The following is a 24,191-nucleotide window of genomic DNA, read 5'->3' on the forward strand; positions in this document are numbered from 1 at the left end:
CAGGTCCCTTGTCCTTTCCCCTTGGCAATTTTTTGTTTAATCAAAACCAACTTTTCTTAAAAATAAAACCTTACTTGATCGTTAATCTTATTGGATAGGGTACCTGTCCCTCTATCCGTTAAGTAAATGATTCTTTGGTTATGACTTCCCCTGAATAATAATGATAAATTTCTTTCTTCCATTTTGAAAGGCCCGTCTACAAGGACATCACAGAAGTTCAATAAATGTCGTTTGGTAGAATCTTTAATGATTTCTTCGTAAGTAAACCCACTATAGACCCATATGTTTTTTCCTAGTTTTTTGATTCTTTCTGCCAGCTTAGCTATTTCTTTTGCTTGAATAAATGGTTCTCCTCCTGAGAAAGTTACATTTGTTAATGGATTGTTTTCAATTTCACCCATTATTTCATCGATAGACATTTCCTTGCCGTTGCTCATATTCCAGCTCGAAGGATTGTGACAGCCTAAACAGCCATGCGGACACCCTGCGAAAAAGATAACCGTTCGCAGCCCTTCTCCATCAACAACAGAATCATGGAGAATATTCATCACCATCATCGGTGTTTCACTCTTTCTCTCTCTTCACTAAATTTCGCGGAATTCCATTTGCTCATATCCCCGACAAGATAGCCTGTTATCCTTCTAATCCGTTCGATATGTTGTTCATCATTATTTTCGCAGCTTGGGCATTCATGATCAATTATTCCAGAATAGCCACAGCACTTACATCTATCTACTGGGTGATTAATGGAGCCATAGCCCATATCGGCTAAAGCCATTGCTTTCACGATTGTATCTAATGCCGGTATATTTTTGGATACATCCCCATCACATTCAATATAAGAAATATGTCCGGCATTGCAAAGTGAATGGAAAGACCCTTCTTTTTTAATTTTTTCGATTGCTTTAATATCGTAGTAAACGGGTATATGAAAGGAATTCGTATAATAATCACGGTCTGTTATTCCTTTCAGCTTACCAAACTCAGTACGATCACGTTTCGTAAACTTTCCAGATAGCCCTTCTGCCGGGGTCGCAATGAGCGAAAAGTTAAGCTTATATTGGGCAGCCGCTTCATCCATTTTGTCTCTCATGAATTGGACAATTTGATAACCGATTTGATAAGCGTCTTCACTTTCTCCATGATGCTCGCCTAGCAATGCAACTAAAGCTTCTGCCAGCCCGATAAAACCGACACTCAATGTTCCATGCTTAAGCACTTGTTCCAGCGTGTCATTTTCGGTTAAGGTTTCGCTATCCTTCCAAACGTTCTGTGAATATAAAAATGGAAAATGACGTGCTTTTTTCTTTATTTGAAAATGATAGCGATCTAATAATTGTTGAATAGCTATATTTAAATAGTGATCCAATTTTTCAATAAATGCTTCATAGGTTGGATAGTTTAAAGCAAGTTTAACTAAATTAATCGAAGTAAAGGATAAGTTCCCTCTCCCAATACTATTCTCGTCACCATGGAGATTTGCCATTACTCTCGTTCGACAGCCCATGTACGATACTTCTGATTCAGGTGTCCCATTATAAAATGGACGGTTGAAGGTTGAATCAAGAAAACTAAAGTTTGGAAATAATCTTGTTGCTGTTGTTTTTAAAGCTAATAAATACAAATCATAATTTGGTTCACCACTCGAAAAATTGACACCCTTTTTCATTTTAAACACTTGGATTGGAAAAATCGGTGTCTCCCCTTTCCCTAATCCAGCCTGTGTGGCTAATAATATATTTTTTACAACCATTCTTCCTTCTTTTGATGAATCAGTGCCGTAATTTATCGAGACGAATGGAACTTGTCCCCCACCTCTTGAATGCATACTATTACAATTATGTATAAATGCCTCACATGCCTGGTAAACAATGTGATCGGTTTCCTGCCATGCTAGCTCACTCATTTCTTCTTCCGTAAAGGTTGTCGGATAGGAGTGAAGCCGCTTAATCGTTTTCTCATATGTTTTTCGTACATATGGAGCTAAATCAAAATCAAACATCGGATAGCTTTGCCCTCCATGCTGCATATTTTGATTGGACTGAAAAATAATGGAGGCTAACGCCATGGCGCTGCCAATATCATTCGGCTCTCTCATATGACCATGCCCAGTATTAAATCCATTTTTTAAGATTTTCCCTAAAGGAATTTGACAACATGTTGTGGTGCCAGTTGGAAGAAAATCTAAATCATGTGGATGAAGATAATTTTCATCAATGGCTTGTTTAACTTCCGAACGGAGCAGACATTCTTTTGCATAATATTTTCCACTTTCTGATGCGAATTTTCCCATTTGCCCCATTGGTGATTGACCATCTACATTTGCATTCTCCTGAAGGAGATCTTGATTATTTACCTCAACGATATCTTTGAATGCATCTAATAATTCATCCCTCACTGCGTTTTCCAAAACCAACTTATTCATCCTTTTCCCTCCCAAATGATTAAACAGAAACTATTAAATTAGGTAGGCTTTCCATATAAAAAAAGCCCACCATAGGTGAACTTAGGATAGGAAGAAGACATACTAAATAAAGCATCATATGTATGAATTTCACTTACCCCATCTTCTTTCACCCGAAGAAGCGGATAATAGATAAAGTCAACCATCCACCTGTGTTTTTGATGGTTTGTTGAACTTATCGGGACAATACGATCTATAACCATTCGTTCATCCGCGATCTAGGCAGGTCTCCTGGCTCGTGCTTCACTCTACTTTAAGCCCTTCCCATATAAAAAATCATATAGTGGTCTGCTTATTTCGTCACACTTACAGTTGCGGGGACAGCTTTGGCTTCACACCAAATTCCCTATTAAGTCTAAGAAAAGACACCTAATATCTAATATCTAAATCAATATGTAGTAGTGTTCACTTATATACTATCGTATATATAGTATTTTTCTTATTCTACCATAAACTTCTTTCTTTTGTCAGCCACTTTTGCGAAATAAAAAACCACCAATCATTTGATGGTGGTGTGCCCTTCTTAACTCGATATTTTCAATAAGTCAGCCGCTTTGCTCTCTGATATATCCTTTATTAAAATTAACTCACTAATTAAATTTCTTTGTGCGTTCTGAAGCATTTGTTTCTCACTTGAATTAAGGGTTTTTTCCTTATTTTGAAACAATAGATCTCGCACTACTTCAGCAGAATCACTCATTTTACCTGTCTTCATTTTCTCCATATTTGCATTAAATCTTTCTTTCCACGGAAGTGAGCGTTTTGGTTCTGCATGATGAAAATCATACAAAATATCCTTCATTGTCTCAAGATCAACAATGGCCCGAACACCCGATTTCGACATCTTATCCAAAGGAATCATGATATCCATCTTACTAATAGGGATAGTAATCACGTAATATTCCTGGGTTTTGCCAAGAATTTCTCTGTCTTCTATGGCTTTAATGATACCTGCCCCATGCATCGGATAAAAAACCTTGTCTCCAATTTGAAACAAATTCTCCACCTCCATATATACTTACAATATATATGGTATCATATTGAATAAAAATAAACAATTTTTAAATATAACATTTTATTTTAATATATGTCAATACATTTATGAAAAATATTTTTTGGATTTTTTTATAAGATTTTCGTGAAAATTTTTAATACTTCTTTTGGTTGATTAACGGGATTATTTAAGGAACAAAAAGTTCTGCTCCTTCCTTCTCCTCCTGAATTACTTCAACTCCTCCAAATCCTTCGATCTGGGCTCCAAATGATTGAATAAAGCTGCCTGCAATGGCTAATTTTTGTGCATTTAAGATCATTTCTTTATCAATTGTAGACAATTCTTGTGATACCCCTAAAGCTTCCATTATTTGTCCTAACGCTTGCACCCAATTTCCAACGACAATTTTTTGCTCGCCATGAGAGTCAACATTATCACTAATAAATAATAGCTTAGATAATAAAATGGCTTCACTTAATTGCCCAAATGCTTGCAGCCAAACAGCAACTTCTATTTGCTCTTCAAGGCTACGTATTAAAGATGCTCTGTCTGAAAATTTATTTTGGTTATCCTTATCCCATTTATCTTGATGATTTTCCATTTTAATCACTCCACTACACGAATCGAATTACAATCATTACTATTCTAATTTGAGAAAAACGTGAGTAACGCGGTGGAAGTTTATTTATATAAAAAGATGGTTAGCTCACCATTTTTATCAACTGTTGCTAACAATACGTCACTTACCTCGACCTGATGCGTTTTTTTTAAAGTATGAATTAGCCAATTTTCTTCCTTCCCCACCTGCTTTAATTCTTCATTATCAATGACACCTTCTCGAACAATTATTTTTGGTAAATCAAACGGTTGTGGCACGAGATTTACATCACTTCTAGTAACCGTTTGATGACTAGGAAGCAAAAAAAATGAAATGTGGCCATCTTGCTCCCACAAGGCTAGTGCAACTTTTCTAATATCTTCGATTTTGTCTTTTCTAGCTGCTGATAATAAATCATCTATTGAAATCCTTGCTTTGCGCAAATTCTCAGATAAGATCTGACCATTTTTAATTAATGGAAAAGCTTCTGGAAAAACAAACCTTCTAAGCTTTGCCCATTTTAAAGTTAAAAAAATGCTCAATAAATATAATATGGCGAGGACAATCATTGTAATGATAGGACCCTTTAATCCACGTCGTTCATCAGAAAGTGGGTGAGAAATAATATTTCCTATTATTAAAGCCATTGTAAAGTCAAGAAAGCTTAATTGTGAAATGGAACGCTGTCCCATTACTCTCGTAATAAGGAGCATAAAAAAATAAGCAATGATAGCTCTTAAGATCCATTGCATAGTCGTAAGCGTTTCCTGGCCGAAAAAAAAGTCCATTCGATATTCCTCCGAACAAACAAATTTGCTTTGGTAAACTTTGACCTGTTGAGTAAAGTTCATTTAATACTGATAATATGTCCTGAAATTCAGCTTTTAAGCAAAATCTTCCTTGCATGAGCTCGCTTGTTTAGGCAAATATTAGATCGTGGAAGGTGGATTTTTTGCGTTCCAATTTTTATTAAGGAAGTGGTTGAATTGAATAAGATGGTTTCCGCTCTCTTTAACATGAAAAGAACACAAAATCGTTTCAATATGTTTCGCAAAAAAAGAAACAATCGAGGGATACTTTGGACAACTGTGCTAAGTCTTGCTGTTAGTGCAGCCGCATTTGGAATAAAAAGAAATAGAAACAGAACAATTCAAAATTCTGTTCAAAATCTCATGAGTAACCTCAAAGTACCAAGCATGGGCCAAACACCTAAAATGGCTGATTTAACAGAGTTCTCAAAAGAGTTACTACCTGATAATAATCAAAATAAATAGCTTTCACGCCCACTTTAAGTGGGCATTTTACATTTGAGAGGGAATACTTTCAATGTTCCGAGGTCATATTAAAACTGCTATTGCGTTTAATATTGAAAAAGTTAGGAGCCTATTCTTCATGGACTACAAAGCTTTTCGATTCATTAATCAGCTTTCAGGACACTGTCGTCCGCTTGATTTACTGATGATATTCATATCGAATAAGATTCGCTATGTATTTATTTTTGTGATCATTTTTATGTGGATTAAAAAAAGCCGTTACCGGATTTTAGCATTAAATAGCATTTTCTCTATGGGTGTATCATTTTTCATATACAAGATCATTAAGATTTTTTATTTTAAACCACGCCCATTTATGAACAGACGAGTTGGCATCCTTATCCCGTCTAAAGTGGATTCTTCATTTCCAAGTAAGCACACAATACTTGTATATGCTATCTCTACGACTATTTATCTTCGCAATCGTCTGCTAGGTGCAATCATGCTTTTCCTATCAAGCTTAACAGGCTTCTCTCGTATATGGTTAGGTCATCATTATCCGCTTGATATTATCGGGAGTGCAACCATTGCATCTATAACTAGTTATGTTATTAATCAGATCGGATTCATGGATGAGAAAAATGAACATACAGAAAGGTGATATAATATGCCGTTTCTTCAAATAGATACTGAGACAAGAATGTATTATTCAGTGCGGGGAAGTGGAATTCCCATCGTTTTTATTCATCCCCCTGTCCTTACCTCTGCTAACTTTGACTACCAAACATCATACTTATCTCAGTATTTTCAAACGATCACCTTTGATATAAGAGGACATGGAAAAAGTGAGTTTTCAAATACATCTATTACATACCCGCTCATTGTCAGTGATATAAAAAAACTGCTGGACCATCTAGAAATAGAAAAAGCTTTCATATGCGGTTATTCTACCGGAGGATCTATCGCATTAGAGTTTTTACTGACCTTTCCAAATCGCGCTTATAGCGGAATCATTATTAGTGGAATGCCGAATGTTAATGATGATTATTTAAGAAAAAAGATTCTCATAGGAATTAATCTTGCGAAAGTAAGAGCAAAGTTTATATTGGCATGGTCCATTTCGATGGGTAATTCAAATACCTCAGCCATTTTCAAAAAGATGTTTGCCGAAGCTCGACAGGGAGATATAAGAAATATGGAACAGTATTTTCGTTGCAGCCTACAATATAATTGCACACAAAAGCTTGAAAAGATTGAACATCCTATTTTATTAGTGTACGGGAAAAAGGATTTATCATTTCACCAATATGCAATGGTGCTTCAGGAAAAATTACCACATAACCAATTATTATTAATAAATGAAAATCATCGAATTCCGACTAAAGCTGCAAAACAATTAAATGATTCGATCATGCAATTTGTCCATACAATTTCAATTGGTTAAGGTAATAATTTGAAAATCATCCATATTTTCATTTACATCATCTGGTATATCCTGTAAAATATCCGCTAGTCGAAGAGTAAAAAAATGAAATGTTTATGATTAACTACATAGCTGTGTTATAATATATGTAACTAGAAATAAATCATTTCAACTTGTCCACAAACCTGATTAGTAAACACTATTCAGGTTTTTTGTCGTCCAAAAAATGGTTCATAATTCAATCTTAATCGTTGTAACACGAGGTGGGGGTGTCTATGATTTAAGGAATGATAGATGTGGCAAACATTCGGTAAGACCAGAAATTTGTCGTATGTTTGGATTTTACGAAGGGCTTGCTTGTTTCCGAAAGCCTAAATTAGCAACAAAACAAATGCACCAATCTGTTAAAGTTAACCATATTGGGATTTTAACATTTGATTTTACTTGGGAAGATTTTAAGTAGCTATATCGATTGGAAAAAGCATATTAACATGCACATTTGTAGACTGTAGAAATCAAGTTGTATAAAAAAGGTTGGTTATAAGTGATAAATAAGTTATAATTAATAGCTATTAAAGTGCCAATTATTATTAAACCAACAAGGCAATCTGAGTGAGATGCCTTTTTTATTTTAATAAATTCAAAAAACTATTAAAGAGGGTGAATCAATTGATTAAAAAATTAAGGCAATTGAAAAACGTTTCAGTGTTCCAGACGCTTCTAAGTTAGAAAAAAATTTAGAAGCGAGGAATCTTAATATGAATAAACAAAAAATCTTTAATACATCATTTCTTTTTATCTTTATTAGCAACTTTTTCGTTTTTATTGGATTTGAAATGTTGCTTCCCATTTTGCCAGCCTATTTAATAAGTCTTAATGCTTCTACTATGCAAGTGGGTTTAGTGACAACGTTATTTACGATAGGCGCTGTCCTAATCAGACCTTTAGTAGGATATTATTTAATTGATAATCAACGGAAAAGTCTAGCCATTGGTGCAAGTGCAGTTCTAATGTTGATTACACTTATTTATCCTTTTCTCAATATCGTTTGGCTGTTTCTATTAATACGATTTTTTCATGGCATTACGTGGGGCGTCTCAACAACAGCCAATAGTACATTAGCAGTCGATTTAATTCCTAAGAAAAGGTTAGGAGAAGGAATGGGGTATTTCTCCGTCTCAACTACGGTGGGAGCTATCATAGCACCGAGTTTAGGGATTTTTATATATGACTCTTTTTCCTTTGACATTTTAATTTGGTCTTCTGCGATACTCAGTCTATTGGCAGTCATTGCATTTCAATTTGTCCATTCGCCTGCTCCTGTAAAGCGTAAGAAGCAACCTTTTCGATTTTTGGATATGATTTTTGAAAAAGATGTATCGTTTCAAGCATTACTGACGGTTATGACAACACTTGGTTTTGGAGCGATTATTACGTTCTTAGTTCTTTTTGGAAAACAAAAGGGATTAGATCATATTTTTCTTTTCTTTCTTATCAATGCAACGGTCGCCACTTTAATACGTCCGTTTACTGGGAAATGGTATGACAAAAAAGGACCTTGGTCTATCATCATAATGTCAGCAGTTTTAGGATTTTTGTCACTTATTTTGCTGTCTTATACCACAAATGATTTCCAACTTATTTTTGCGGCGATTTCATTTGGGGCCGGTTATGGAACTGTTATGCCATGTTTACAAGCATGGACAGTTCAAAAGGTAAGTGAAGAAAAAAGTGGCGCAGCCAACGCAACCTTTTTTTCCAGTTTTGACGTTGGGGTTGGAGTCAGCGCATTTATATTAGGTATTTTAGCTGAATGGGTCAGTTTAGAGATGATTTTTCGAATCGTTAGCCTAAGTTTTATTGTTGTGGCTGTATTAGTCTATAAGGATTATTTAAAAGAAAAAGTAAAAAATGATTAAATCACCCTAAAACAAATCCACCTCTATGTTATTAGAGGTGGATTTGTTTGCATAAAAAAGTCTTTGGCTTAAACGATGTTTATAATGTTATTTGTTTAATAACTTTTGCGGGATTCCCGCCAACAACAACATTTGCAGGTACATCTTTCGTTACTACTGCACCTGACGCAATTACAGCATTGTCTCCAATTTTAACACCTGGATTTATTACTACACTTCCACCAATCCAGACATTATTCCCGATCGTAATGGGTTTCGCATATTCTTTTCCTGAGTTACGTTCAGTTGGGTTAAGCGGGTGAGTTGCTGTATAAATATGTACCCCAGGTGCGAGCATACAATTATCCCCGAATCTTACTTCACAAACATCCAAGATGACACAATCAAAGTTTGCAAAAAAGTTATCTCCAACAAAAGTATTATAACCGTAATCAAAACGGATATTTGGCTCCATATATACGTTTTCTCCTATAGAACCTAAAAGCCCTTTTAATAATTGAGTGCGTTTATCACTTTCCGTTTCTAAAGTTTGATTATATATTCTTACTTGCCTTCTAGCATTTTCACGGTCTTTGACCAATTCAGGGTCAGCAGAATTATACATTTCTCCCGCCAACATTTTTTCTTTTTCAGTTTTCATTACAATCGCCTGCCTTTTTAAAACTTCATTTATTGCCCAGTCGTGATGTTCATGAAAAAGAAGCTCTTGTACACGGTTAATATCTATCCATTGAATAAAGTGATCATCATCGATTGGTTCTTGTTTTTTATCTAATAAGTCTACCAAGTAAAAATATCCGTCGTTAAGCTGAGGTTCATTTTTAGTAGAACGGAAAAATCTCATTGCATTCCCAATAAAAGAACCTATCAACACTTTATAACCCGTTTCCTCAAGCATTTCTCTTTCTAGACACTCTTGATAGCTTTCATTATTTTCAATTCCACCACCAGGTAAAAAATAGTGCCCCCTGGAAGTTTGGACTGTTAAAACTTTATTTCTTTCAGAGTTTAAAACTATCGCATAAACACATTTTCTTAATTTATAATCAAAACCAGCCATTTTTTCTCCAAACACTTTAACCATTTTTCACCTTGCCAATCACTATTTTTTATTTTGACAATACAACTTCTAATCCGAATCACTAATTCGAAAACTTGGTTTATCTTCATTATTATTGTCCTTGGCTGTAAAACAAAGAATAATAAATGTGTGAGTATTTAACTAAAAAACCTAGTTAGTAACTAGTTAACCCATTTCGACGAAACACCAAAAAATCCCTGTTTCTTTTTTAACTTGAACAAAAGTCTCCTAGAGCGAATTAAAAACCCCACATTTATAATGTGAGGTCACTAGATTACTCTATATTATCCTGAAATGTCTGTTAATGGATCTATAATTATAGTTAAATCTGATTGAGTTTCATTTTTACTAGGTAAATAAATATTTACCTTTTTCTGAAAAAACTAATTCAACTACTTTTTACTAATTACAATTTTTCTGTACATTCCATTCATCATTATCGGTTGATCTTCTCCTATCACTAACCCTTTATGATTTCTGGAATACAACTCTTCAAAATTCAATCCAATATCTGTCCCTAATACTCTAATAAATGGTCTGAGTATTTTTTTCAATAGTGAGGGTTTATTATTTTTTGGAGCAAATTTATCGAATATAATTATTTCTCCATCCCGTGTTAGTACCCTCGCCATTTCTTGAAAACACTTATCTGCATCAGGTACCACTGAAAGAATTAGACTGGCAAAGACATAATCAAACGATTCATTATTAAAAGACATATTAAGCGCATCCATTTCTAAAAACGTAATGGATGAATTCTTAAATTTCTCTCTTGCCTTTTTAAGCATATCAGGTGAAAAATCAATTGCGGTTATATCTAAATCAGATTGAGTTATTAGCTCTAAATCAGCACCCGTTCCTACACCAACAAAAAGAACCTTCTGTTTACTACGAAAAGGTATATGTTTAAATATTTGTCTTCTTGCATTTAAAAAAACACCTGAATTAAAAATCTTATCGTAAATTGGAGACCAAATTTTATATATCACTCTATTCCAAGTATTATTCATAAGTTTCCTCTCCCACTTTAATTCCTTCTTAGTTGTTCCAAACTTCTTCAAGGGTGTCCCTAAAAAGTTTATCTAATTTTGGAGTAAAGTTTGGAAACTGAAGATTAAGTGTTTTTGTATATTCACGGAGACGAATAATTTCGGCATTCAGAAAATTGTTTATTACCTGGATTTTTGGCTCTAAATCCAGCTCATCCCCAGCCAATTTTCTTTTTAAAAGAATTTGGATTTCATTCTTTAGTTCACTTTCTGGTATTAAGGTTTGCAATAATGTTTGAAATTTCAAAGGAGGAAATTCATTAAATCTCTCTATCCACTGTGCAGCTAATACGGGTCGAAGAACATAGAAATATTTTTTAATCTTCACTTTTTCTCCTTCTAAATATTCCCTAAAATTATTACTTGCCATATTTAAATAGTGATGGAGGCAAGCGCTTGGAGCAAAGATGGTTTTGCTTAGCTCTCTCATCTGTTCAATAGTTGAAAAATCTTGATAATAAATAATTCCTGAATGTAACCATTCCATTAATGGCGGATTGGATTTCCTAAATAATTTTAATGCTTTCGTTAAATCCCAGCCTGAAACATCAAGCAAATCATTTATAGGCAACTCAATAACATCTCGTTTCGTCCCTATTCCCATTTGATCAATGGTTAAGTAATCCTCTGTTTTATGAACATAAATAAATCGAACATCATAATCGCTATCCTTTGAAGGGAACCCCCAAGCCCTGCTGCCTGATTCACAAGCATAAAGAATTTTCACTTGAAAATCTTCCTCGATTTTTTTTAGAGATTCTACTATGGTTTCTTTCAATTTTATTACCTCAATCCATTTATGATAATTTTTTTGAACGTCATTTTTTACTACCCATATAAATGAACAAATTCTATATAAAAAGAGTTATTCCTTCTTCAATTAATACTGCCCTCCCATTTAAGAAGATATCTTGAGGGAATGAATTTCTCAGATTGATTCTCTGATTTTTTGTTTGCTTATTTTTTGGTTTATTTCTTTTATATTTTATTCCAAAAATATTGAATATATAATTCGATTAGTTTAGAATAAAAGAAATGTATAATGAGGAGGTTCGTTCTTTTATGAAACACCTTTATTCCCCACAGCCAATTGAAACCATTTCCATACAAGTAGAATCCTCACCTGTCTGGGAAGTAATTCTTGGAATTACAGGATATACACATGCACAGCTTCGACATACATTCGATTTAGATGAAAAGTGGTCATTAGAGCAGAACTCAATGCCTACATCATTAGTAAAGTATTTACAAGTGATTGAGAAGACTAACTTCTGGTATGGGATGATTATGATTCAAAATAAACTATCCACATCATCTGTTCAAGATTTTTCGAATCGTCTTTCAGAAATTCCAATTGATTATTTTTATGACATACTTTTACCTTACAAGAATCGAGATACTGAGGCAATTAGAAAAGCAACAGCCATTGGACATCAACAAGGTGAATTATTTGAGAAATACGCTACCTATTTTGAATCCCACGACTACTTAGGTGGATATATTCGTAATCTCGGTCATTATTCACATCAAGATATTTGCAAAATATTCACTAATACATTGGAGGAGTGGTATAAGTGGGTAAGCCAACAAGATGAATGGGAAAAGTGGACTCAGGCACTTACTTATGAGCAGAAGCAGTATAGCTCATTGAATAAATCAAAACCAATTGAGGAAATTGAACGAATTACAGGTGGTGTTCAGTATCTTCCTGAACCTTCTGTGTGGACTGTCAAACTAATTCCTCAAGTATCTTATCGTCCATGGGTATTGGAACAGCGAACACCTGATACTAAGCTTTTCTTTTATCCTTTGAAGGAAGAATATTTGCTCGAGGCAGGTATTCCACCAAATGAATTGATTCGTGGTCATAAGGCGTTAGGGGATGAACTCCGGTTGAAATTGCTATATCAGCTTCTCAAGGGACCGTTATCTCTTCAAGAGATTAGCACGCAGTTTAACACTTCCAAAACAACATTACATCACCAGCTTTCTATATTAAAAGCAGCAAAGTTTATTCGTGTTGATAAAGGGATCTATTCAGCAAATCTAGCGCAAATTCATGCTTTTTCTGGACGAATCACTCAGTATCTTGGAATTCACATATGAAGAGGCACTCGAAATCTTTTAAAGCACTTTGGGTAGGTGAAATCATATCAGAATTTGGTGGCGCCGCAGGGGGAATCATTAATGGTTTGCTGCTGTATGAACTAACAGGATCAAAGGAATGGATGGGTGTACTCTGGCTTATTTATTTTATTCCTTCTTTGATTTTACAAGGCATAAGTGCCCCCTTTCTAAACCATGTTGTGAAGGAAAAAACGCTTCGAAATATACAGTTAGTTCGTGCCGGAGCGTACATTCTTCCACTAGTTGGTTATGTAATTGGTATAAATGCGGGAACGATTTTTGGCTTAGTCGTTTTGCAATGTTTGTTAGGTTTGATGCAGCCGATTTATGCAAGTTTATCTTTTTCACTTCTGCCAGAAATTTGTAAAGAGAAAGAGCTTATCCATGCAAATTCACTTCTGGATGGGACTATACGACTTATGAGCTTTATTGCTCCCGGAGCAATTTCATTACTGTTATTGCTCATTCCTATGCATTTTATATACGGATTTTCATCTGTCATGTTCCTTGCTAGTTTTTTTGCACTATCACGCATTCCGGAGTCAAGTACAAAGAAAGTGGCAACTTGGACAAAGAAATTTTGGTGGACAGAAATGAAGGAAGGCTATCGAATATTTTTTAAACATCCGAATCTTTTGCGGCTCACAATCCTTTCTTCTACAGTACAATTTGCAGTTGGAGCAACAATGGTTTTAAGTGTGCCTTTTATACGTGGAGACCTTAATGGTCATTATTGGGAGTATGCCATCTTTTCTGGAGCATTCCCAGTCGGTTATTTCTTAGGGATGATGATACTTTCGAAGTTGCCAAAAACCTATCAAACTATGTATATCGGTCTAATTGGAGGCGGTCTTTCATTCGTGCTCTTGTTTTTTGTAAATTCCATTCCATTTGCTTGGGTATGTGAATTATTCGGAGGAATGTTATTTCCTTTATTCAATGCCCAAAGTGCAGCAACTTTTCAGCGTGAAGCCCCCAGCGATCGTTTAACCCAACTTAGTGCAGTACGATTACTTTTCCTGCGGCTTACCATGCCATTAGGAATATTGTTTGCTTCCTCATCATTTTTCGGTTTAAGTATTCGTCAAATCTATGCGATTGTTGGCTTAGTGATTGTTTTACCTGGGTTATTTTATTTCTTTGCTTCATTTTTTCAATCTGATAACGGATTACTTGCAAATAAAAAACGAAAAATAAGTTAATGATAAAGCGTATGTCAGAAATTCGTACATACGCTTTTTAGCGCAAATAAAAAGTTGTTTCGGCGATTAATAAGTAAGATTACTTAATTACCTTATGGTATCAAACAACTCTACATCAATATTTTCAGGATCATCCCAACTATAAAACTTTTCTAAATGCCATTTATTTTTGAGCCTTGAATATTTGTTATCATTTAATCGTTTTATTCTGTATTGTTGTCCCTGACATTTCATTCCCTCCTTATCGTTACCATTTTCTACAAAAAACAGAAAATACCTTCTATTCACGAGTAAAACATACTAACATTAGTAGTACAAACCAAGGCCATGGTTTGTGCTACTATTTTTTTATAGTAGAAGTGAAGGAAGGTCGACCAGCCTCTGGGACCATATTAGAGTCCGTATTATAAACAGACCAAATTCACACCCTTATTTGAATCAGTTTAGTATGTTGGGTCCGAAGAGATCGTGTATAAGAAAATGGAATCGATAAGGCAATGTGAAGACTTCTATGATTGGCAATAGGGGGAAGATTAAATGAAACATGTCATAGCTTTTGACGTTAGTAAGGGAAAAAGCACAATGACGGTCTATGACCGTTATAAACGTTGTGAATTTGAAGGAGAATTGGAACCATACTCGAACTAGCTTTTTAACACTTCATGAACGACTAATGGAGTTAACAACGTTAGATGGTCAAGCACCTGAAATTTATTTGAAGCGACAGGCGTATATTCAAAATTTAGAGGAATTTTTACGCGATCATGGTTATCAGTATAGCCGGATGAATCCGTTAGAGGCAAACCTACAAATGGCTTCCATGCGACGTCATAAAACAGATAAAAGTGATGCCCACGAGTTAGCTAAAACCCATTTCAATATGAATCGTGATTATACATATCAACAGGATGAATATTACGAACAGATGCGTGCATTAACACGGTATTATGGTGAAGTAGATACAGAAATGAATCATTTACGGAATCGTATGCATGCCATTTTACAACTAAGTTTTCCAGAGTTAGAAAAGCTCATTACACCAAAATCGGCTCTGTTTCTAAACATTGTACAACTCTATCCGCATCCAGCAATACTACTTACACATTCTAAAACCATAATCAAAAATAGATTAAAAGAAAACACACGTAAAAACCTTTCTTTAAAACGAGCAGAAGAAAAAGCAATTGTTTTATTAGAAGCTGCTAAAGAATCGTATCCTGCTATATCACCAATGGATATCCGATGCGAACAAGTAAAGGATTACGCAAAACGTATCGCAGAATTAAAAGAAAAAAAAGAACAGCTTGTTAAACAGATGGTCGAACTCTCAGAAGGAGGAACAGAATATAAAATTCTTCGTTCATTCCCTGGTATCGGAGATGCAACAGCTGTCCGTATTATTGGTGAGTTAGGAGATATTCGCCGATTTAAAAACAATAAGCAATTAAACGCCTATGTTGGAATTGATATTATGACGTATCAATCAGGTAACACGCGTTATCAGGATCGTATTAATAAGCGGGGAAATAAGAAACTACGAAAAATCTTATTTTTTATGCTCAAAGCGATGATTACATTACGCCAAATAACAAGTAACCATCTCGTCGATTATTATGACAAATTAAAAACGCAACCTCATAGAAAGCCTCATAAGGTTGCGGTCATCGCGTGTATGAATAAGTTCCTAAAACTGATTTCTCATCTTATTCATCACAATTTACCATATGATTACAACACAGCTAGACCCTGTGTGTAGATGGTTGATATAACTATAACATAGTCTGACCTTGCGAAAAAAGTAAATTTCGTAGGGGCTATTTGTCATGCACATTTTTTTTGTTTGGGGAGGGGGTACTCCCTCCCCAAACAAAAAAATCATCACTCTATACAAAATAATTTAATAAACTACTTGACTGGAGGTAAGAAAGAGGCTGGGACATAACTAATTTTCCACTTCGTAAAACCGAATGATATATTGAGAAACAACGTACAAAGAAAGTAAAAACCGAACTATTACGAAGTACTTAATTGTAGCTTCGTAAAATAGTTCGGTTTTTTTATTAGCTAAAATACTTTTGTCCCAGCCTCCTCCGAGAATTTAAGTATTTTCCTTAACCGTTAAAAATGGATTATCCTCGATTCTAGTGGCAGTTTTCCCCTTTACTAGCTTTAATGTCGCTACAATAAGAAAGCTTACAATTACTAATAAAAGCCACGAACTTACCTTTCCTAGATGAACGAGACTCCATGCAGTGGTTTGGTTTGGATATGTCCAAGCTCCAAAGAATGTTGCGATATTTTCAGCTATCCATATAAAAAATCCGATGAGCACAAATGAAAGAGCTAATGGCATACGGTAGCGAGTTCCATTAACCTCGTATGAGACCCAAGATTGCCAAAAGACGATTATGACAAGGCCTGATAACCACCAACGAACATCAATCCAATAATGATGGGTGAAGAAATTCAAATAAATCGCAGCGGCAAGAGGTACAACGACTATAAACGGTGGCCACTTAATTAGTTCCACATTCAATCTTCTCCACGCCTGACAAAGATAACTCGCTACACTAGCGTACATGAATCCACTATACAAAGGCACACCAAAAATCTTGAAATATCCTTCCTCTGGATAAGACCAGGAGCCCATATGTGTCTTGAAAAGTTCAAGAGTAAGTCCAATAATGTGAAACAATGTGATAACCTTTAGTTCATCTCGTGTTTCAAGCCCAGAACGCACCATCCACCATTGCATCAGAAAACAGATGATCAGCAGCCAGTCATACCGTGGTAGGAAGGGCAGTGGCATGAATTTTGTAATTGCCAAAGAAGCAAAAATAACGACAGGAAACAAACATGATAGGGCCTGCTCCCAACCAAAACGAATGAGTTGTTTTAATGCTCTCATAATTTATGCCTCCACTTTTTGGAACATGGAAATAGATTCAACTTCCCCGTGTCCCATCTTTTAATCTACTGTATCTTCATCCCTTCGGTATTCTAAAATATCTCCAGGCTGACAGTCTAAAGCCTTACAAATCGCTTCTAAAGTGGATAATCTAATTGCTTTTGCCTTTCCATTTTTCAATATAGAAAGGTTAGCCATTGTTATTCCAACCCTCTCCGAAAGCTCGGTTACACTCATTTTCCTTTTCGCTAACATCACATCAATATTGATTATAATTGCCATCTCATTCACCTCAGACCGTTAAATCATTTTCTGATTTTATATCAATTGCTTCTTGTAAAAGTTTTTGGAGAACAGCGGCAAAAACTGCGATAACCATCGAAGCAAAAGGAACAACCAATCCGATAAAGATGACACCTGGGGAATCGTCCTGCTGTGCAAAGAGATAGAAGAGTGGCAAGACTAGTACATGCAAACAACTGATTATGATTGCACAGTATTTAATTTTCTTTAAAGCATTGACAGAAATTTGCGAGAAAGCTTTATTTTCGTCAATATAACGCAAAAGTTTGAATGCCTGATACAAAGCAAAGTAAAAAGGCAGCGCTGATGCATAAAAAAGGATGGAAACGAGATATTTTATATAAGCAAACTTTGGGAGAAGTTTTGCTGCAACATTTCCTATCTCAGGCACCAAAAAGATGCACAAAGCAAGAATAGGAAGTCCAATCAGAATAACAGCAATCTTTAAAAAGAGTGTTGACACTTGTTTCATAAAAGCACCTCACTTCATTATTCACAAATTGATTTTAAAACAAAATTTATCGTTTTACAATAAATTTTTATTAATTTTAATAATATTTTTGTTGTTATAGCAACGTAATATTAGACAAAAAATCAAAAAGCATTCCTTATTAAAAAGAAATGCTCTATAGAAACATAAACCTATTCAATTAAATAATTGTTGAATCAAACTACCCATTAACCCATTGACTTCAACAAAAAAAAGTGCCGATCCTTCTCAGATTAACACCCCGAAGCGAAGCTGATATTAACATCTTACATATTTACGTTTGAAACCGATTCTGCCTTTATCAATTTCTTTTTGAATACTTTCGTAGGCGTTGAGAAAACTGCTTTTTTTCTTATCCCGTTTGATTTCTACTATCCCTACTTCCTTTGCGGTCTCGACCGCCTTTTCATGGAGTGGCAAATAGGAAGTCCCCACGGTGTACAGAAAATTATTCATGGCGGATTTCGTTCGTTCTGGCGAATCATGAATCGTATTTTTCACCACATTAAGCATATTCGACATTTTGCTCTCGGAAAATTCATGGTCTTTGCGATTCCCTAAAAGCCAGCAGTAGCAACTCCAGCCCGCTGACATTCTTAGCTCGTCACCGCTTGCAATCCACTTATCAGCAACTTCTTGTGCAATATCTGCTTCTGCTAAAGTTACTGCCACTACATAATCGGATAGCATATAAAAATATGTCGAATCCATCCAACGCTCAAAATCCAACTCAGTCATGGCTTTCGGATCCGCAATAATGCCTGCAAAGTACATGGCATCGTAATTACCTGTGTCATAAAGCTCATCCGCTAAATGTTGATTTATTTTTATTTTCTTTGCGATTGGTTTCATAGCACCAGTAGCCACGCCAAAAACTGGCTTACGTGCACCATTGGATAGGTATATTTTTTTCGTTCGCTCTTTACCAAGGGCTTCAAGCTCTTGCATAACTGTTTCGAAATCCATCGTTTTGCACTTCCTTCCTTAATCGTAATCCCCTTTTCATTGTATCCAACTAGTTTGTATTCTGTATCAGACTTCAATACTTCTCCATTTTATCATTAATCTAATTCCTGTATTCTGCCCACTCGCAAAAAGACAATTCCACTTATTAGTAAATTAATACAACCATACATTCCCACCTGTTAACATTTCTTCATTTTCATCGTTTGACAACAACTATCCCCCTCACTCTTGCACTATTCGTTTAATTACCATCATTACATTTTTGGAGCCTCCATTCCAAAATAAGCCCATTCTTCTTTTGCCGGACCATAAATGCCTGGAACAGTTAATCCTGCTTGTCGCATTAGAACCGTCATTTGTCCACGATGGTGGTTTTGATGCTGAATCAAAAATAACAAAAGAGATCCATTTGGAATTTTTTCACCTAAAAAGTCTATATATTCTACTAAGCTTTTATCGCTCCATTGAGCCTTTAATGACTGTATAAATGAATGACTGGCTTGCTGGTAGTTGTTCGCTATTAGCTGAGCTGAATCAGGAACAGGCCAATCTTTTGTTGGGGCCTCAAACGTTAAATTTGTATTTGAAGCAATTATGCGAATAGAACATACGATGTGCCAAGCTATACGTCCTAAAGTCCAATTTTGTGAAGTTATTTCCTGTTTAAGTGACCCATCAGTTAAATGATTTAATAATTTCTGAGTGGCCTCTGATTCATATTCCCAAGATTTTAAAAAATGCTCTATCTTTATGAACATAATAATCCTCCTAATTTTTTTATAAACAATTCGCTAAATATTTCAAATTCCCTTTCAATGATCGTGAATTTATACGATAACTTGAAGTTCAAGCAACATGCTATCTAGTCAATTTCTTGTTAGATTCTTTAGCCCTAATTTGTATTAATAAAATAGGGCTAATCATATCTTATAAAAAACCAAAAGAAGGAGTGAAATATTAGTTGATAAAAGTAAAGGTTAGTTTACGGCCTATTGTAAGCAAGCTGAATTTACCGACTGTTATGAAAACAACGATACTTCCAGGTGACTCAAGAGAAACCTTATTTATTGCAACCCAAGTAGGAGAGATCTTTTACATAAGAAATGGAGTTGTAAGCACTTTTTTAGATATTCGAGAGCGAATCATAAAATTAGGCACTTCTGAATCAGGAGTTTCTGGTCGTGGATATGATGAACGAGGATTGGTAGGGCTAGCGTTTCATCCAGAATTTTATAATAACGGTCTGTTTTTTCTTCATTATTCAGTAGCTGGAACACAAGGTCCGGGTGCTCTTCCTAAACCTTTTAGTCCTGATCCGTGTGATCCCAAAACTTTAAACCTAAAGTGGACAAATAGAGAGGCGCAATATGACCATATTGATACAGTTGAAGAGTGGATTTTACCATCAAATGGTCAACCACAAAAACGACGAACATTACTAAACTTAAGAAGACCATTTTTTAATCATAATGGTGTCAATAGCTTAAATTTTTCACCTGAAACTGGAAAGCTAGTTTTAACAACCGGAGATGGTGGTGCAGGCTATGATCCATTCAATTTAAGCCAAAATGATATAGAAATTGCCGGTAAAATAATTGAAATTGATGTAGCTAGGAATACATTTATCCAGAATCCTCCCGTAGTTACACGGTTTAATGAACTTCCCATACCTATTCAGGAAACACTTACAGTGATTGCCAAAGGCGTTCGGAATATAACAGGTATTTCATTTCAAAGGTTTTATAATCAATATATTAAATATGTAGGTATTGTCGGGCAGAATTTGGTAGAATCCATCTTCTCATTCAGCCAAAGTAGAAAAATCCCAGTTACCCAACTTGTTCAAGCTTTTTTAATGAAATCTGAGGTTGACCTTGAAGGATTTATTAACTTTGGCTGGCGAGGTTGGGAAGGTGTTTTCCCAACTCCAATTATAAGGGGCTGCACTGCAAATCCGTCTTTAAATGAAAAAACAATTGCTTATTACAATGAAGCAATAAAAACTTCAGTAAAGCGTCTTCAGCCTGTAACTAGTTATTTTCATGAGGATCAAAGGCCTGATAAATTTGGAGGAACTGCACTTACAGGAGTGCAAGCCTATATGGGGAATAATATCCCCGCTTTAACAGGAAGTGTTGTGTTTACCGATCTTCTCCGGAAGGAAGAAGCGCAATCTCCAGCTAGAGGGGTTTTAGCTTATAGTAGAATAAGAACAAATTGTAAACTAAATGATTTTAGTGTTATTCAAACCGATTATAATTTTGGGTCTGAATCAGCTTATTATGTTAGTTTAGGAACAAATTTGGATCAAACCACACTATATTTAGGGGTTCATGGCTCTATGAAAGTGACTGATTTTAACCAGGGGACTGTTTTTGAAATCATTCCGTAAAAAGGGAGCTGCCATAGCAACTCCCAGTTTTTGTTATTTTTTAACAATTACCTTTCCAGTCATTCCTTCATTGATATGGTAGCGACATATCAGCTCATATATACCTGATATTTTCGGTTGCACGGTAATTGTTGTTTCTTTTCCCGGCTGGATTTCGACGTCAATTCCAAGCTTTTCCACTGTGAAGGTGTGTTCTTTTCTACCTTTGTTTTTTAATATCAGCTTTGTCGTTCTACCATTGGAAATAGTGATGACTTTCGGATTAAAGTAATCATCGTACAACTCGACCTCAATATCTTTCACCGTCTCCATAGGTTGTGTAGCGGCACCAGATTCGACGGCAAATACGCTGAGTGAACCTGCTGTGTTCACAACCACAATCATTGCAAGCAAAGCAGCCAATCCTGTTAAACACTTTTTCACAAACATTCACAAACCTCCCTTCCTTTGCATTATTTTTTCCAATTTATAAAAAATTATCATTTAAAATTGAGTTCCAACGTGCTTTCAAATTTAAAAAGGACAATTAGTTCCATAAAAGAAGTAGAACTACATTGAAATTAGACAAAAACATAACCGTGCACAAATATATAAATCATATTAAGCACTGTCGCAGTGATTGATTTAAAGAAAGATTCTTTTAATACAATAGCACCAATTCCAAATAGAACTCCAGTAAACGACAACAAAAAAGGCACGATCAAGTTGCTCAAAACAACTAGTTGGGAAACCGTTCCACCCCTATTATCAATTACAAAAAGCATTGTATTTGAGATCAAATTGAAAGATACACAAATAAATGACATCTTATTGAATGTAAACATATATTTGCTTCCCCCAGTAATTTACAAATACATCTTATTGAATCTGCTGCATTGTAAACATTAACTGCCTAAACACGGTTTACTCATAATTAAACAGTGTTTAGGCAGTTAATAGTATCAAACTATATATTCCAAGCTCTAGCTAAATTTAGTGGAACATAAACTTTATCCCCTTGGATTTCCCTATGGATTATCGGTTCTTCAAAGTATTTTTGCATGGATAAGCGATTATTTATTTTATGTCTCGCTCGTTGATGATTTCCCAATAATTTTTCTAAGCTTTGAGTAGAAAATTTCATGTCAATCTCCCTCCATCTATTAGTAGATAATGCTTCAAAAAATAGTTTGAGAGTTATAGGAAACAAAAAGTAAATTACCTTTTGTTTCCTATCATCACCTTTTTTAGTGAACTGCTACTACTACGCATTTGCCATGATCCAATTCCTCTTCATAGCGCTCAGCTTCTGCGGTAGATAGCCCTAGTGACTCAAACTTTGAGCGAAGTTCATCACCTCGAGATCGAAAAACGTTTGCGATTGAGTCAAAAACACCTTGTTCTTCGATGCCAATATCATTAATATCAAGAGAATCTGACAGATCTTTTGAACGATGTTCGTCGTGAGCTAATAAATAAATTTCATGCTTATGAAAGCCTTGCATAATAAATTGCTCAATTTCTTTTTTTGCTTCTACACCGTTTTCTACAACTTTTACATTTACCATTTTCCATTCCTCCTCAAATGTATATTGGCCATTTGCTATCTCAATATGAAAATGATTAGCTTGACCTTTAATCTGTTATATAACCATTTCTTGAATGTTCGAAACCTATTTTTCTCGTATTCTACTAAGAAAATTTTTATTCCAAACAAGGATTGAGGCAAAGACGGGTAATTTGTGTGCTCCTAACTTTTTATTACAATGTTTAAACAATTAAGAAGCGGGTATTTAAATGACATACTCATTTAGAAAGGGGAATAAATAATTATGGGTTTAATTTGGACATTAATTATTGGAGGAGTTATCGGTTGGTTAGCAGGTCTCATTCTTGGGCGTGACATCCCAGGAGGGATTATTGGAAATATTATTGCAGGATTTATCGGTGCATGGCTTGGCTCATTCCTTTTAGGAAGCTGGGGACCTGTTATTGGAGGATTCTACCTAATTCCGGCACTTATCGGGGCTATTGTAATCGTTCTTATTTTGAGCTTTATTCTAAGAAGTGTTAGACGCACCTCATAATACGAATACTACACAAAGACGAGACTGCATGTATATGCAGTCTCGTCTTTGTGTAGTATAAAATAGATACTTGACCCTTAATACTTTCCTGCAACGATGCAAGTATCTACACCTTTCGGTAAATTCTTTCATGTGAATTAAAGTCCTCATATTTCATGCCCTTAGGCATACTTAGAATGGATTCTTTATTTCCGAGCCCAATGAATCCTCGGTCAGCCAGGCTATTATGAAATAAGCCATATACTTGCTGCTGCAGGTCTTTGTCAAAATAAATCATGACATTTCGGCAAAAGATCATATGAAACTCATTAAACGAACTATCAGTCACCAAATTATGCTGCGCAAAGATGAGGTTCTCATTCAAAATAGGATAAAAATAAGCAAACTGATGATCTGTTGTATAGTACTCGGAAAAGGCTTTTTTTCCACCTGCTTGTAAGTAATTTTTTGTATATTGCTGCATTTTCTTTAACGGAAATGCTCCTTTTTTAGCAGTTGAAAGTGCCTTTTCATTCATATCTGTTGCATAAATTTTTGTCTTTTCCAATAATCCTTCCTCTAGCATCACGATGGCCGTGGAATAGACCTCCTCTCCTGTCGCGCAGCCAGCATGCCAAATTCGAATCTCTGGTAGATCTCTTAGCAGAGGAACTACTTCATCACGAAAAGCCGCAAAAAAACGAGGATCTCTATACATTTCTGTCATTCGGATTGATAAATCATTTAGCAATTTCTCTAAAAATCCTTGTTCATGAAGTACTTTTTCCAATAGCGCTGTAATCGTAGGAAGTCTCTCCGCCTTCATACGATATAATATTCTTCTGCTCAAAGATGATCTCACATAACCTCGAAAATCATATCCAAACACCTGATATAAGCCCTCAAGAAGTAGGTTAATTTCTATTTTTTGAAGCTCATTTGGTGTGATTTGATCTGCTTCCGTCATTAGCCCTGAT

29 protein-coding genes, 1 pseudogene and 1 riboswitch are annotated in these 24,191 nt (G+C 35.3%); of the genes and pseudogenes, 10 read left to right on the forward strand and 20 right to left on the reverse strand.

Annotated elements, in window-relative coordinates; translation table 11 throughout:
- Positions 1 to 56: 56 nt before the first annotated feature.
- The 6 genes from nrdG to KDN24_RS22260 all read right to left on the reverse strand — a co-directional run bounded on the left by nrdG (position 57) and on the right by KDN24_RS22260 (position 4,844).
- Complete coding sequence (gene nrdG, locus KDN24_RS22235) at positions 57 to 557, reverse strand: anaerobic ribonucleoside-triphosphate reductase activating protein (RefSeq protein ID WP_409974058.1); 501 nt, start codon at positions 555 to 557, stop codon at positions 57 to 59.
- The gene (locus KDN24_RS22240) at positions 554 to 2,425 is read right to left on the reverse strand and encodes an anaerobic ribonucleoside triphosphate reductase (protein WP_409974057.1); all 1,872 of its coding nucleotides are present in this window, start codon (positions 2,423 to 2,425) and stop codon (positions 554 to 556) included. The genes nrdG and KDN24_RS22240 overlap by 4 nt, the downstream gene beginning before the upstream one ends.
- Positions 2,426 to 2,463: 38 nt before the next feature.
- Positions 2,464 to 2,667 (reverse strand): hypothetical protein, encoded by a 204-nt coding sequence (locus tag KDN24_RS22245; protein WP_409974056.1) that lies wholly within the window; start codon positions 2,665 to 2,667, stop codon positions 2,464 to 2,466.
- Position 2,668: 1 nt separating this feature from the next.
- A riboswitch (cobalamin riboswitch) is annotated at positions 2,669 to 2,852 on the reverse strand.
- A 135-nt stretch (positions 2,853 to 2,987) separates the two neighbouring features.
- Positions 2,988 to 3,461: a CarD family transcriptional regulator gene (locus KDN24_RS22250; protein WP_491348165.1), complete on the reverse strand. Its 474-nt coding sequence runs from the start codon at positions 3,459 to 3,461 to the stop codon at positions 2,988 to 2,990.
- Positions 3,462 to 3,645: 184 nt separating this feature from the next.
- Entirely contained in the window at positions 3,646 to 4,059 is a 414-nt protein-coding gene (locus KDN24_RS22255; RefSeq protein WP_409974055.1) for a DUF6944 family repetitive protein, read from the reverse strand.
- An 80-nt stretch (positions 4,060 to 4,139) separates the two neighbouring features.
- Complete coding sequence (locus KDN24_RS22260; RefSeq protein WP_409974054.1) at positions 4,140 to 4,844, reverse strand: DUF421 domain-containing protein; 705 nt, start codon at positions 4,842 to 4,844, stop codon at positions 4,140 to 4,142.
- Positions 4,845 to 5,042: 198 nt separating this feature from the next.
- Here KDN24_RS22260 and KDN24_RS22265 point away from each other — a divergent pair, with 198 nt between their 5' ends.
- The 5 genes from KDN24_RS22265 (at position 5,043) to KDN24_RS22285 (ending at position 8,651) form a co-directional block, all read left to right on the forward strand.
- The gene (locus KDN24_RS22265; RefSeq protein ID WP_409974053.1) at positions 5,043 to 5,330 is read left to right on the forward strand and encodes a hypothetical protein; all 288 of its coding nucleotides are present in this window, start codon (positions 5,043 to 5,045) and stop codon (positions 5,328 to 5,330) included.
- Positions 5,331 to 5,448: 118 nt separating this feature from the next.
- Complete coding sequence (locus tag KDN24_RS22270) at positions 5,449 to 5,970, forward strand: undecaprenyl-diphosphatase (RefSeq protein ID WP_409974052.1); 522 nt, start codon at positions 5,449 to 5,451, stop codon at positions 5,968 to 5,970.
- A 6-nt stretch (positions 5,971 to 5,976) separates the two neighbouring features.
- Positions 5,977 to 6,753, forward strand: coding sequence for an alpha/beta fold hydrolase (locus KDN24_RS22275; RefSeq protein ID WP_409974051.1), 777 nt, complete (start codon positions 5,977 to 5,979; stop codon positions 6,751 to 6,753).
- Positions 6,754 to 6,958: 205 nt separating this feature from the next.
- Positions 6,959 to 7,195, forward strand: a complete 237-nt coding sequence (locus KDN24_RS22280; protein WP_409974050.1) for a YkgJ family cysteine cluster protein — start codon at positions 6,959 to 6,961, stop codon at positions 7,193 to 7,195.
- A 295-nt stretch (positions 7,196 to 7,490) separates the two neighbouring features.
- The gene (locus KDN24_RS22285; protein WP_409974049.1) at positions 7,491 to 8,651 is read left to right on the forward strand and encodes an MFS transporter; all 1,161 of its coding nucleotides are present in this window, start codon (positions 7,491 to 7,493) and stop codon (positions 8,649 to 8,651) included.
- 79 nt (positions 8,652 to 8,730) lie between these two features.
- Here KDN24_RS22285 and KDN24_RS22290 read toward each other — a convergent pair whose 3' ends face one another.
- The 4 genes and pseudogenes from KDN24_RS22290 to KDN24_RS22305 form a co-directional block, all read right to left on the reverse strand.
- Entirely contained in the window at positions 8,731 to 9,291 is a 561-nt protein-coding gene (locus KDN24_RS22290) for a sugar O-acetyltransferase (protein ID WP_409974336.1), read from the reverse strand.
- A gap of 111 nt (positions 9,292 to 9,402) precedes the next feature.
- Positions 9,403 to 9,735: pseudogene (locus KDN24_RS22295) on the reverse strand (NUDIX domain-containing protein); the annotation flags it as partial.
- 389 nt (positions 9,736 to 10,124) lie between these two features.
- Positions 10,125 to 10,742: a class I SAM-dependent methyltransferase gene (locus KDN24_RS22300; protein WP_491348166.1), complete on the reverse strand. Its 618-nt coding sequence runs from the start codon at positions 10,740 to 10,742 to the stop codon at positions 10,125 to 10,127.
- 28 nt (positions 10,743 to 10,770) lie between these two features.
- Positions 10,771 to 11,559 (reverse strand): nucleotidyltransferase domain-containing protein, encoded by a 789-nt coding sequence (locus tag KDN24_RS22305; protein WP_409974048.1) that lies wholly within the window; start codon positions 11,557 to 11,559, stop codon positions 10,771 to 10,773.
- Positions 11,560 to 11,843: 284 nt separating this feature from the next.
- Here KDN24_RS22305 and KDN24_RS22310 point away from each other — a divergent pair, with 284 nt between their 5' ends.
- The 3 genes from KDN24_RS22310 to KDN24_RS22320 all read left to right on the forward strand — a co-directional run bounded on the left by KDN24_RS22310 (position 11,844) and on the right by KDN24_RS22320 (position 15,866).
- Complete coding sequence (locus KDN24_RS22310) at positions 11,844 to 12,887, forward strand: ArsR family transcriptional regulator (RefSeq protein ID WP_409974047.1); 1,044 nt, start codon at positions 11,844 to 11,846, stop codon at positions 12,885 to 12,887.
- A complete protein-coding gene (locus tag KDN24_RS22315) occupies positions 12,884 to 14,110 on the forward strand; it encodes an MFS transporter (protein ID WP_409974046.1) in 1,227 nt (408 codons plus the stop codon). Before KDN24_RS22310 ends, KDN24_RS22315 begins: the two co-directional genes overlap by 4 nt.
- A gap of 673 nt (positions 14,111 to 14,783) precedes the next feature.
- Positions 14,784 to 15,866, forward strand: a complete 1,083-nt coding sequence (locus tag KDN24_RS22320; RefSeq protein WP_491348167.1) for an IS110 family RNA-guided transposase — start codon at positions 14,784 to 14,786, stop codon at positions 15,864 to 15,866.
- Between the two features lie 342 nt (positions 15,867 to 16,208).
- On the opposite strand, the gene KDN24_RS22325 is transcribed toward KDN24_RS22320, so the two are convergent.
- The 5 genes from KDN24_RS22325 to KDN24_RS22345 all read right to left on the reverse strand — a co-directional run bounded on the left by KDN24_RS22325 (position 16,209) and on the right by KDN24_RS22345 (position 19,535).
- Complete coding sequence (locus KDN24_RS22325) at positions 16,209 to 17,018, reverse strand: DUF817 domain-containing protein (protein WP_409974044.1); 810 nt, start codon at positions 17,016 to 17,018, stop codon at positions 16,209 to 16,211.
- Between the two features lie 60 nt (positions 17,019 to 17,078).
- Complete coding sequence (locus tag KDN24_RS22330) at positions 17,079 to 17,300, reverse strand: helix-turn-helix domain-containing protein (protein WP_409974043.1); 222 nt, start codon at positions 17,298 to 17,300, stop codon at positions 17,079 to 17,081.
- A gap of 10 nt (positions 17,301 to 17,310) precedes the next feature.
- The gene (locus KDN24_RS22335; protein ID WP_409974042.1) at positions 17,311 to 17,793 is read right to left on the reverse strand and encodes a DUF2975 domain-containing protein; all 483 of its coding nucleotides are present in this window, start codon (positions 17,791 to 17,793) and stop codon (positions 17,311 to 17,313) included.
- A 276-nt stretch (positions 17,794 to 18,069) separates the two neighbouring features.
- Positions 18,070 to 18,777: a DNA alkylation repair protein gene (locus KDN24_RS22340; protein ID WP_409974041.1), complete on the reverse strand. Its 708-nt coding sequence runs from the start codon at positions 18,775 to 18,777 to the stop codon at positions 18,070 to 18,072.
- 254 nt (positions 18,778 to 19,031) lie between these two features.
- Positions 19,032 to 19,535 carry a DinB family protein gene (locus KDN24_RS22345; protein ID WP_409974040.1) on the reverse strand — a complete coding sequence of 168 codons (504 nt, stop codon included), beginning with the start codon at positions 19,533 to 19,535 and terminating at the stop codon, positions 19,032 to 19,034.
- 203 nt (positions 19,536 to 19,738) lie between these two features.
- Between KDN24_RS22345 and KDN24_RS22350 the strand changes: the two genes are divergently transcribed.
- Positions 19,739 to 21,169 (forward strand): PQQ-dependent sugar dehydrogenase, encoded by a 1,431-nt coding sequence (locus KDN24_RS22350; protein ID WP_491348168.1) that lies wholly within the window; start codon positions 19,739 to 19,741, stop codon positions 21,167 to 21,169.
- Between the two features lie 33 nt (positions 21,170 to 21,202).
- Here the strand turns inward: KDN24_RS22350 and KDN24_RS22355 are convergent, their stop codons facing one another.
- The 4 genes from KDN24_RS22355 to KDN24_RS22370 all read right to left on the reverse strand — a co-directional run bounded on the left by KDN24_RS22355 (position 21,203) and on the right by KDN24_RS22370 (position 22,716).
- Positions 21,203 to 21,598, reverse strand: coding sequence for a cupredoxin domain-containing protein (locus KDN24_RS22355; RefSeq protein ID WP_409974038.1), 396 nt, complete (start codon positions 21,596 to 21,598; stop codon positions 21,203 to 21,205).
- 131 nt (positions 21,599 to 21,729) lie between these two features.
- Positions 21,730 to 21,993: a hypothetical protein gene (locus KDN24_RS22360; RefSeq protein WP_409974037.1), complete on the reverse strand. Its 264-nt coding sequence runs from the start codon at positions 21,991 to 21,993 to the stop codon at positions 21,730 to 21,732.
- Between the two features lie 122 nt (positions 21,994 to 22,115).
- A complete protein-coding gene (locus tag KDN24_RS22365) occupies positions 22,116 to 22,292 on the reverse strand; it encodes a hypothetical protein (protein ID WP_409974036.1) in 177 nt (58 codons plus the stop codon).
- Between the two features lie 103 nt (positions 22,293 to 22,395).
- Positions 22,396 to 22,716 (reverse strand): YflT domain-containing protein, encoded by a 321-nt coding sequence (locus tag KDN24_RS22370; protein WP_491348169.1) that lies wholly within the window; start codon positions 22,714 to 22,716, stop codon positions 22,396 to 22,398.
- 264 nt (positions 22,717 to 22,980) lie between these two features.
- On the opposite strand from KDN24_RS22370, the gene KDN24_RS22375 reads away from it, so the two are divergent.
- The gene (locus KDN24_RS22375; RefSeq protein WP_409974034.1) at positions 22,981 to 23,235 is read left to right on the forward strand and encodes a GlsB/YeaQ/YmgE family stress response membrane protein; all 255 of its coding nucleotides are present in this window, start codon (positions 22,981 to 22,983) and stop codon (positions 23,233 to 23,235) included.
- A gap of 106 nt (positions 23,236 to 23,341) precedes the next feature.
- On the opposite strand, the gene KDN24_RS22380 is transcribed toward KDN24_RS22375, so the two are convergent.
- Positions 23,342 to 24,181, reverse strand: coding sequence for a CheR family methyltransferase (locus KDN24_RS22380; RefSeq protein ID WP_409974335.1), 840 nt, complete (start codon positions 24,179 to 24,181; stop codon positions 23,342 to 23,344).
- Between the last annotated feature and the right edge of the window lie 10 nt (positions 24,182 to 24,191).

It is taken from the genome of Cytobacillus sp. Bva_UNVM-123 (assembly GCF_046351715.2).
In the GTDB taxonomy this organism is placed as follows: Bacteria; Bacillota; Bacilli; order Bacillales; family Cytobacillaceae; genus Cytobacillus.

Bases quoted from the DNA above. Each gene is read 5' to 3' on its own strand.
- KDN24_RS22315 (WP_409974046.1), top strand. From the start codon at position 12,884: ATGAAGAGGCACTCGAAATCTTTTAAAGCACTTTGGGTAGGTGAAATC.
- KDN24_RS22240 (WP_409974057.1), bottom strand. From the start codon at position 2,425: ATGAATAAGTTGGTTTTGGAAAACGCAGTGAGGGATGAATTATTAGAT.
- KDN24_RS22245 (WP_409974056.1), bottom strand. From the start codon at position 2,667: ATGGTTATAGATCGTATTGTCCCGATAAGTTCAACAAACCATCAAAAA.
- KDN24_RS22325 (WP_409974044.1), bottom strand. From the start codon at position 17,018: ATGAGAGCATTAAAACAACTCATTCGTTTTGGTTGGGAGCAGGCCCTA.
- KDN24_RS22340 (WP_409974041.1), bottom strand. From the start codon at position 18,777: ATGGATTTCGAAACAGTTATGCAAGAGCTTGAAGCCCTTGGTAAAGAG.
- KDN24_RS22300 (WP_491348166.1), bottom strand. From the start codon at position 10,742: ATGAATAATACTTGGAATAGAGTGATATATAAAATTTGGTCTCCAATT.
- KDN24_RS22365 (WP_409974036.1), bottom strand. From the start codon at position 22,292: ATGAAATTTTCTACTCAAAGCTTAGAAAAATTATTGGGAAATCATCAA.
- KDN24_RS22255 (WP_409974055.1), bottom strand. From the start codon at position 4,059: ATGGAAAATCATCAAGATAAATGGGATAAGGATAACCAAAATAAATTT.
- KDN24_RS22380 (WP_409974335.1), bottom strand. From the start codon at position 24,181: ATGACGGAAGCAGATCAAATCACACCAAATGAGCTTCAAAAAATAGAA.
- KDN24_RS22355 (WP_409974038.1), bottom strand. From the start codon at position 21,598: ATGTTTGTGAAAAAGTGTTTAACAGGATTGGCTGCTTTGCTTGCAATG.
- KDN24_RS22270 (WP_409974052.1), top strand. From the start codon at position 5,449: ATGGACTACAAAGCTTTTCGATTCATTAATCAGCTTTCAGGACACTGT.
- KDN24_RS22335 (WP_409974042.1), bottom strand. From the start codon at position 17,793: ATGAAACAAGTGTCAACACTCTTTTTAAAGATTGCTGTTATTCTGATT.
- nrdG (WP_409974058.1), bottom strand. From the start codon at position 557: ATGATGGTGATGAATATTCTCCATGATTCTGTTGTTGATGGAGAAGGG.
- KDN24_RS22310 (WP_409974047.1), top strand. From the start codon at position 11,844: ATGAAACACCTTTATTCCCCACAGCCAATTGAAACCATTTCCATACAA.
- KDN24_RS22290 (WP_409974336.1), bottom strand. From the start codon at position 9,291: ATGAAAACTGAAAAAGAAAAAATGTTGGCGGGAGAAATGTATAATTCT.
- KDN24_RS22370 (WP_491348169.1), bottom strand. From the start codon at position 22,716: ATGGTAAATGTAAAAGTTGTAGAAAACGGTGTAGAAGCAAAAAAAGAA.
- KDN24_RS22375 (WP_409974034.1), top strand. From the start codon at position 22,981: ATGGGTTTAATTTGGACATTAATTATTGGAGGAGTTATCGGTTGGTTA.
- KDN24_RS22320 (WP_491348167.1), top strand. From the start codon at position 14,784: ATGGAGTTAACAACGTTAGATGGTCAAGCACCTGAAATTTATTTGAAG.
- KDN24_RS22360 (WP_409974037.1), bottom strand. From the start codon at position 21,993: ATGTTTACATTCAATAAGATGTCATTTATTTGTGTATCTTTCAATTTG.
- KDN24_RS22330 (WP_409974043.1), bottom strand. From the start codon at position 17,300: ATGGCAATTATAATCAATATTGATGTGATGTTAGCGAAAAGGAAAATG.
- KDN24_RS22280 (WP_409974050.1), top strand. From the start codon at position 6,959: ATGGTTCATAATTCAATCTTAATCGTTGTAACACGAGGTGGGGGTGTC.
- KDN24_RS22260 (WP_409974054.1), bottom strand. From the start codon at position 4,844: ATGGACTTTTTTTTCGGCCAGGAAACGCTTACGACTATGCAATGGATC.
- KDN24_RS22345 (WP_409974040.1), bottom strand. From the start codon at position 19,535: ATGTTCATAAAGATAGAGCATTTTTTAAAATCTTGGGAATATGAATCA.
- KDN24_RS22285 (WP_409974049.1), top strand. From the start codon at position 7,491: ATGAATAAACAAAAAATCTTTAATACATCATTTCTTTTTATCTTTATT.
- KDN24_RS22275 (WP_409974051.1), top strand. From the start codon at position 5,977: ATGCCGTTTCTTCAAATAGATACTGAGACAAGAATGTATTATTCAGTG.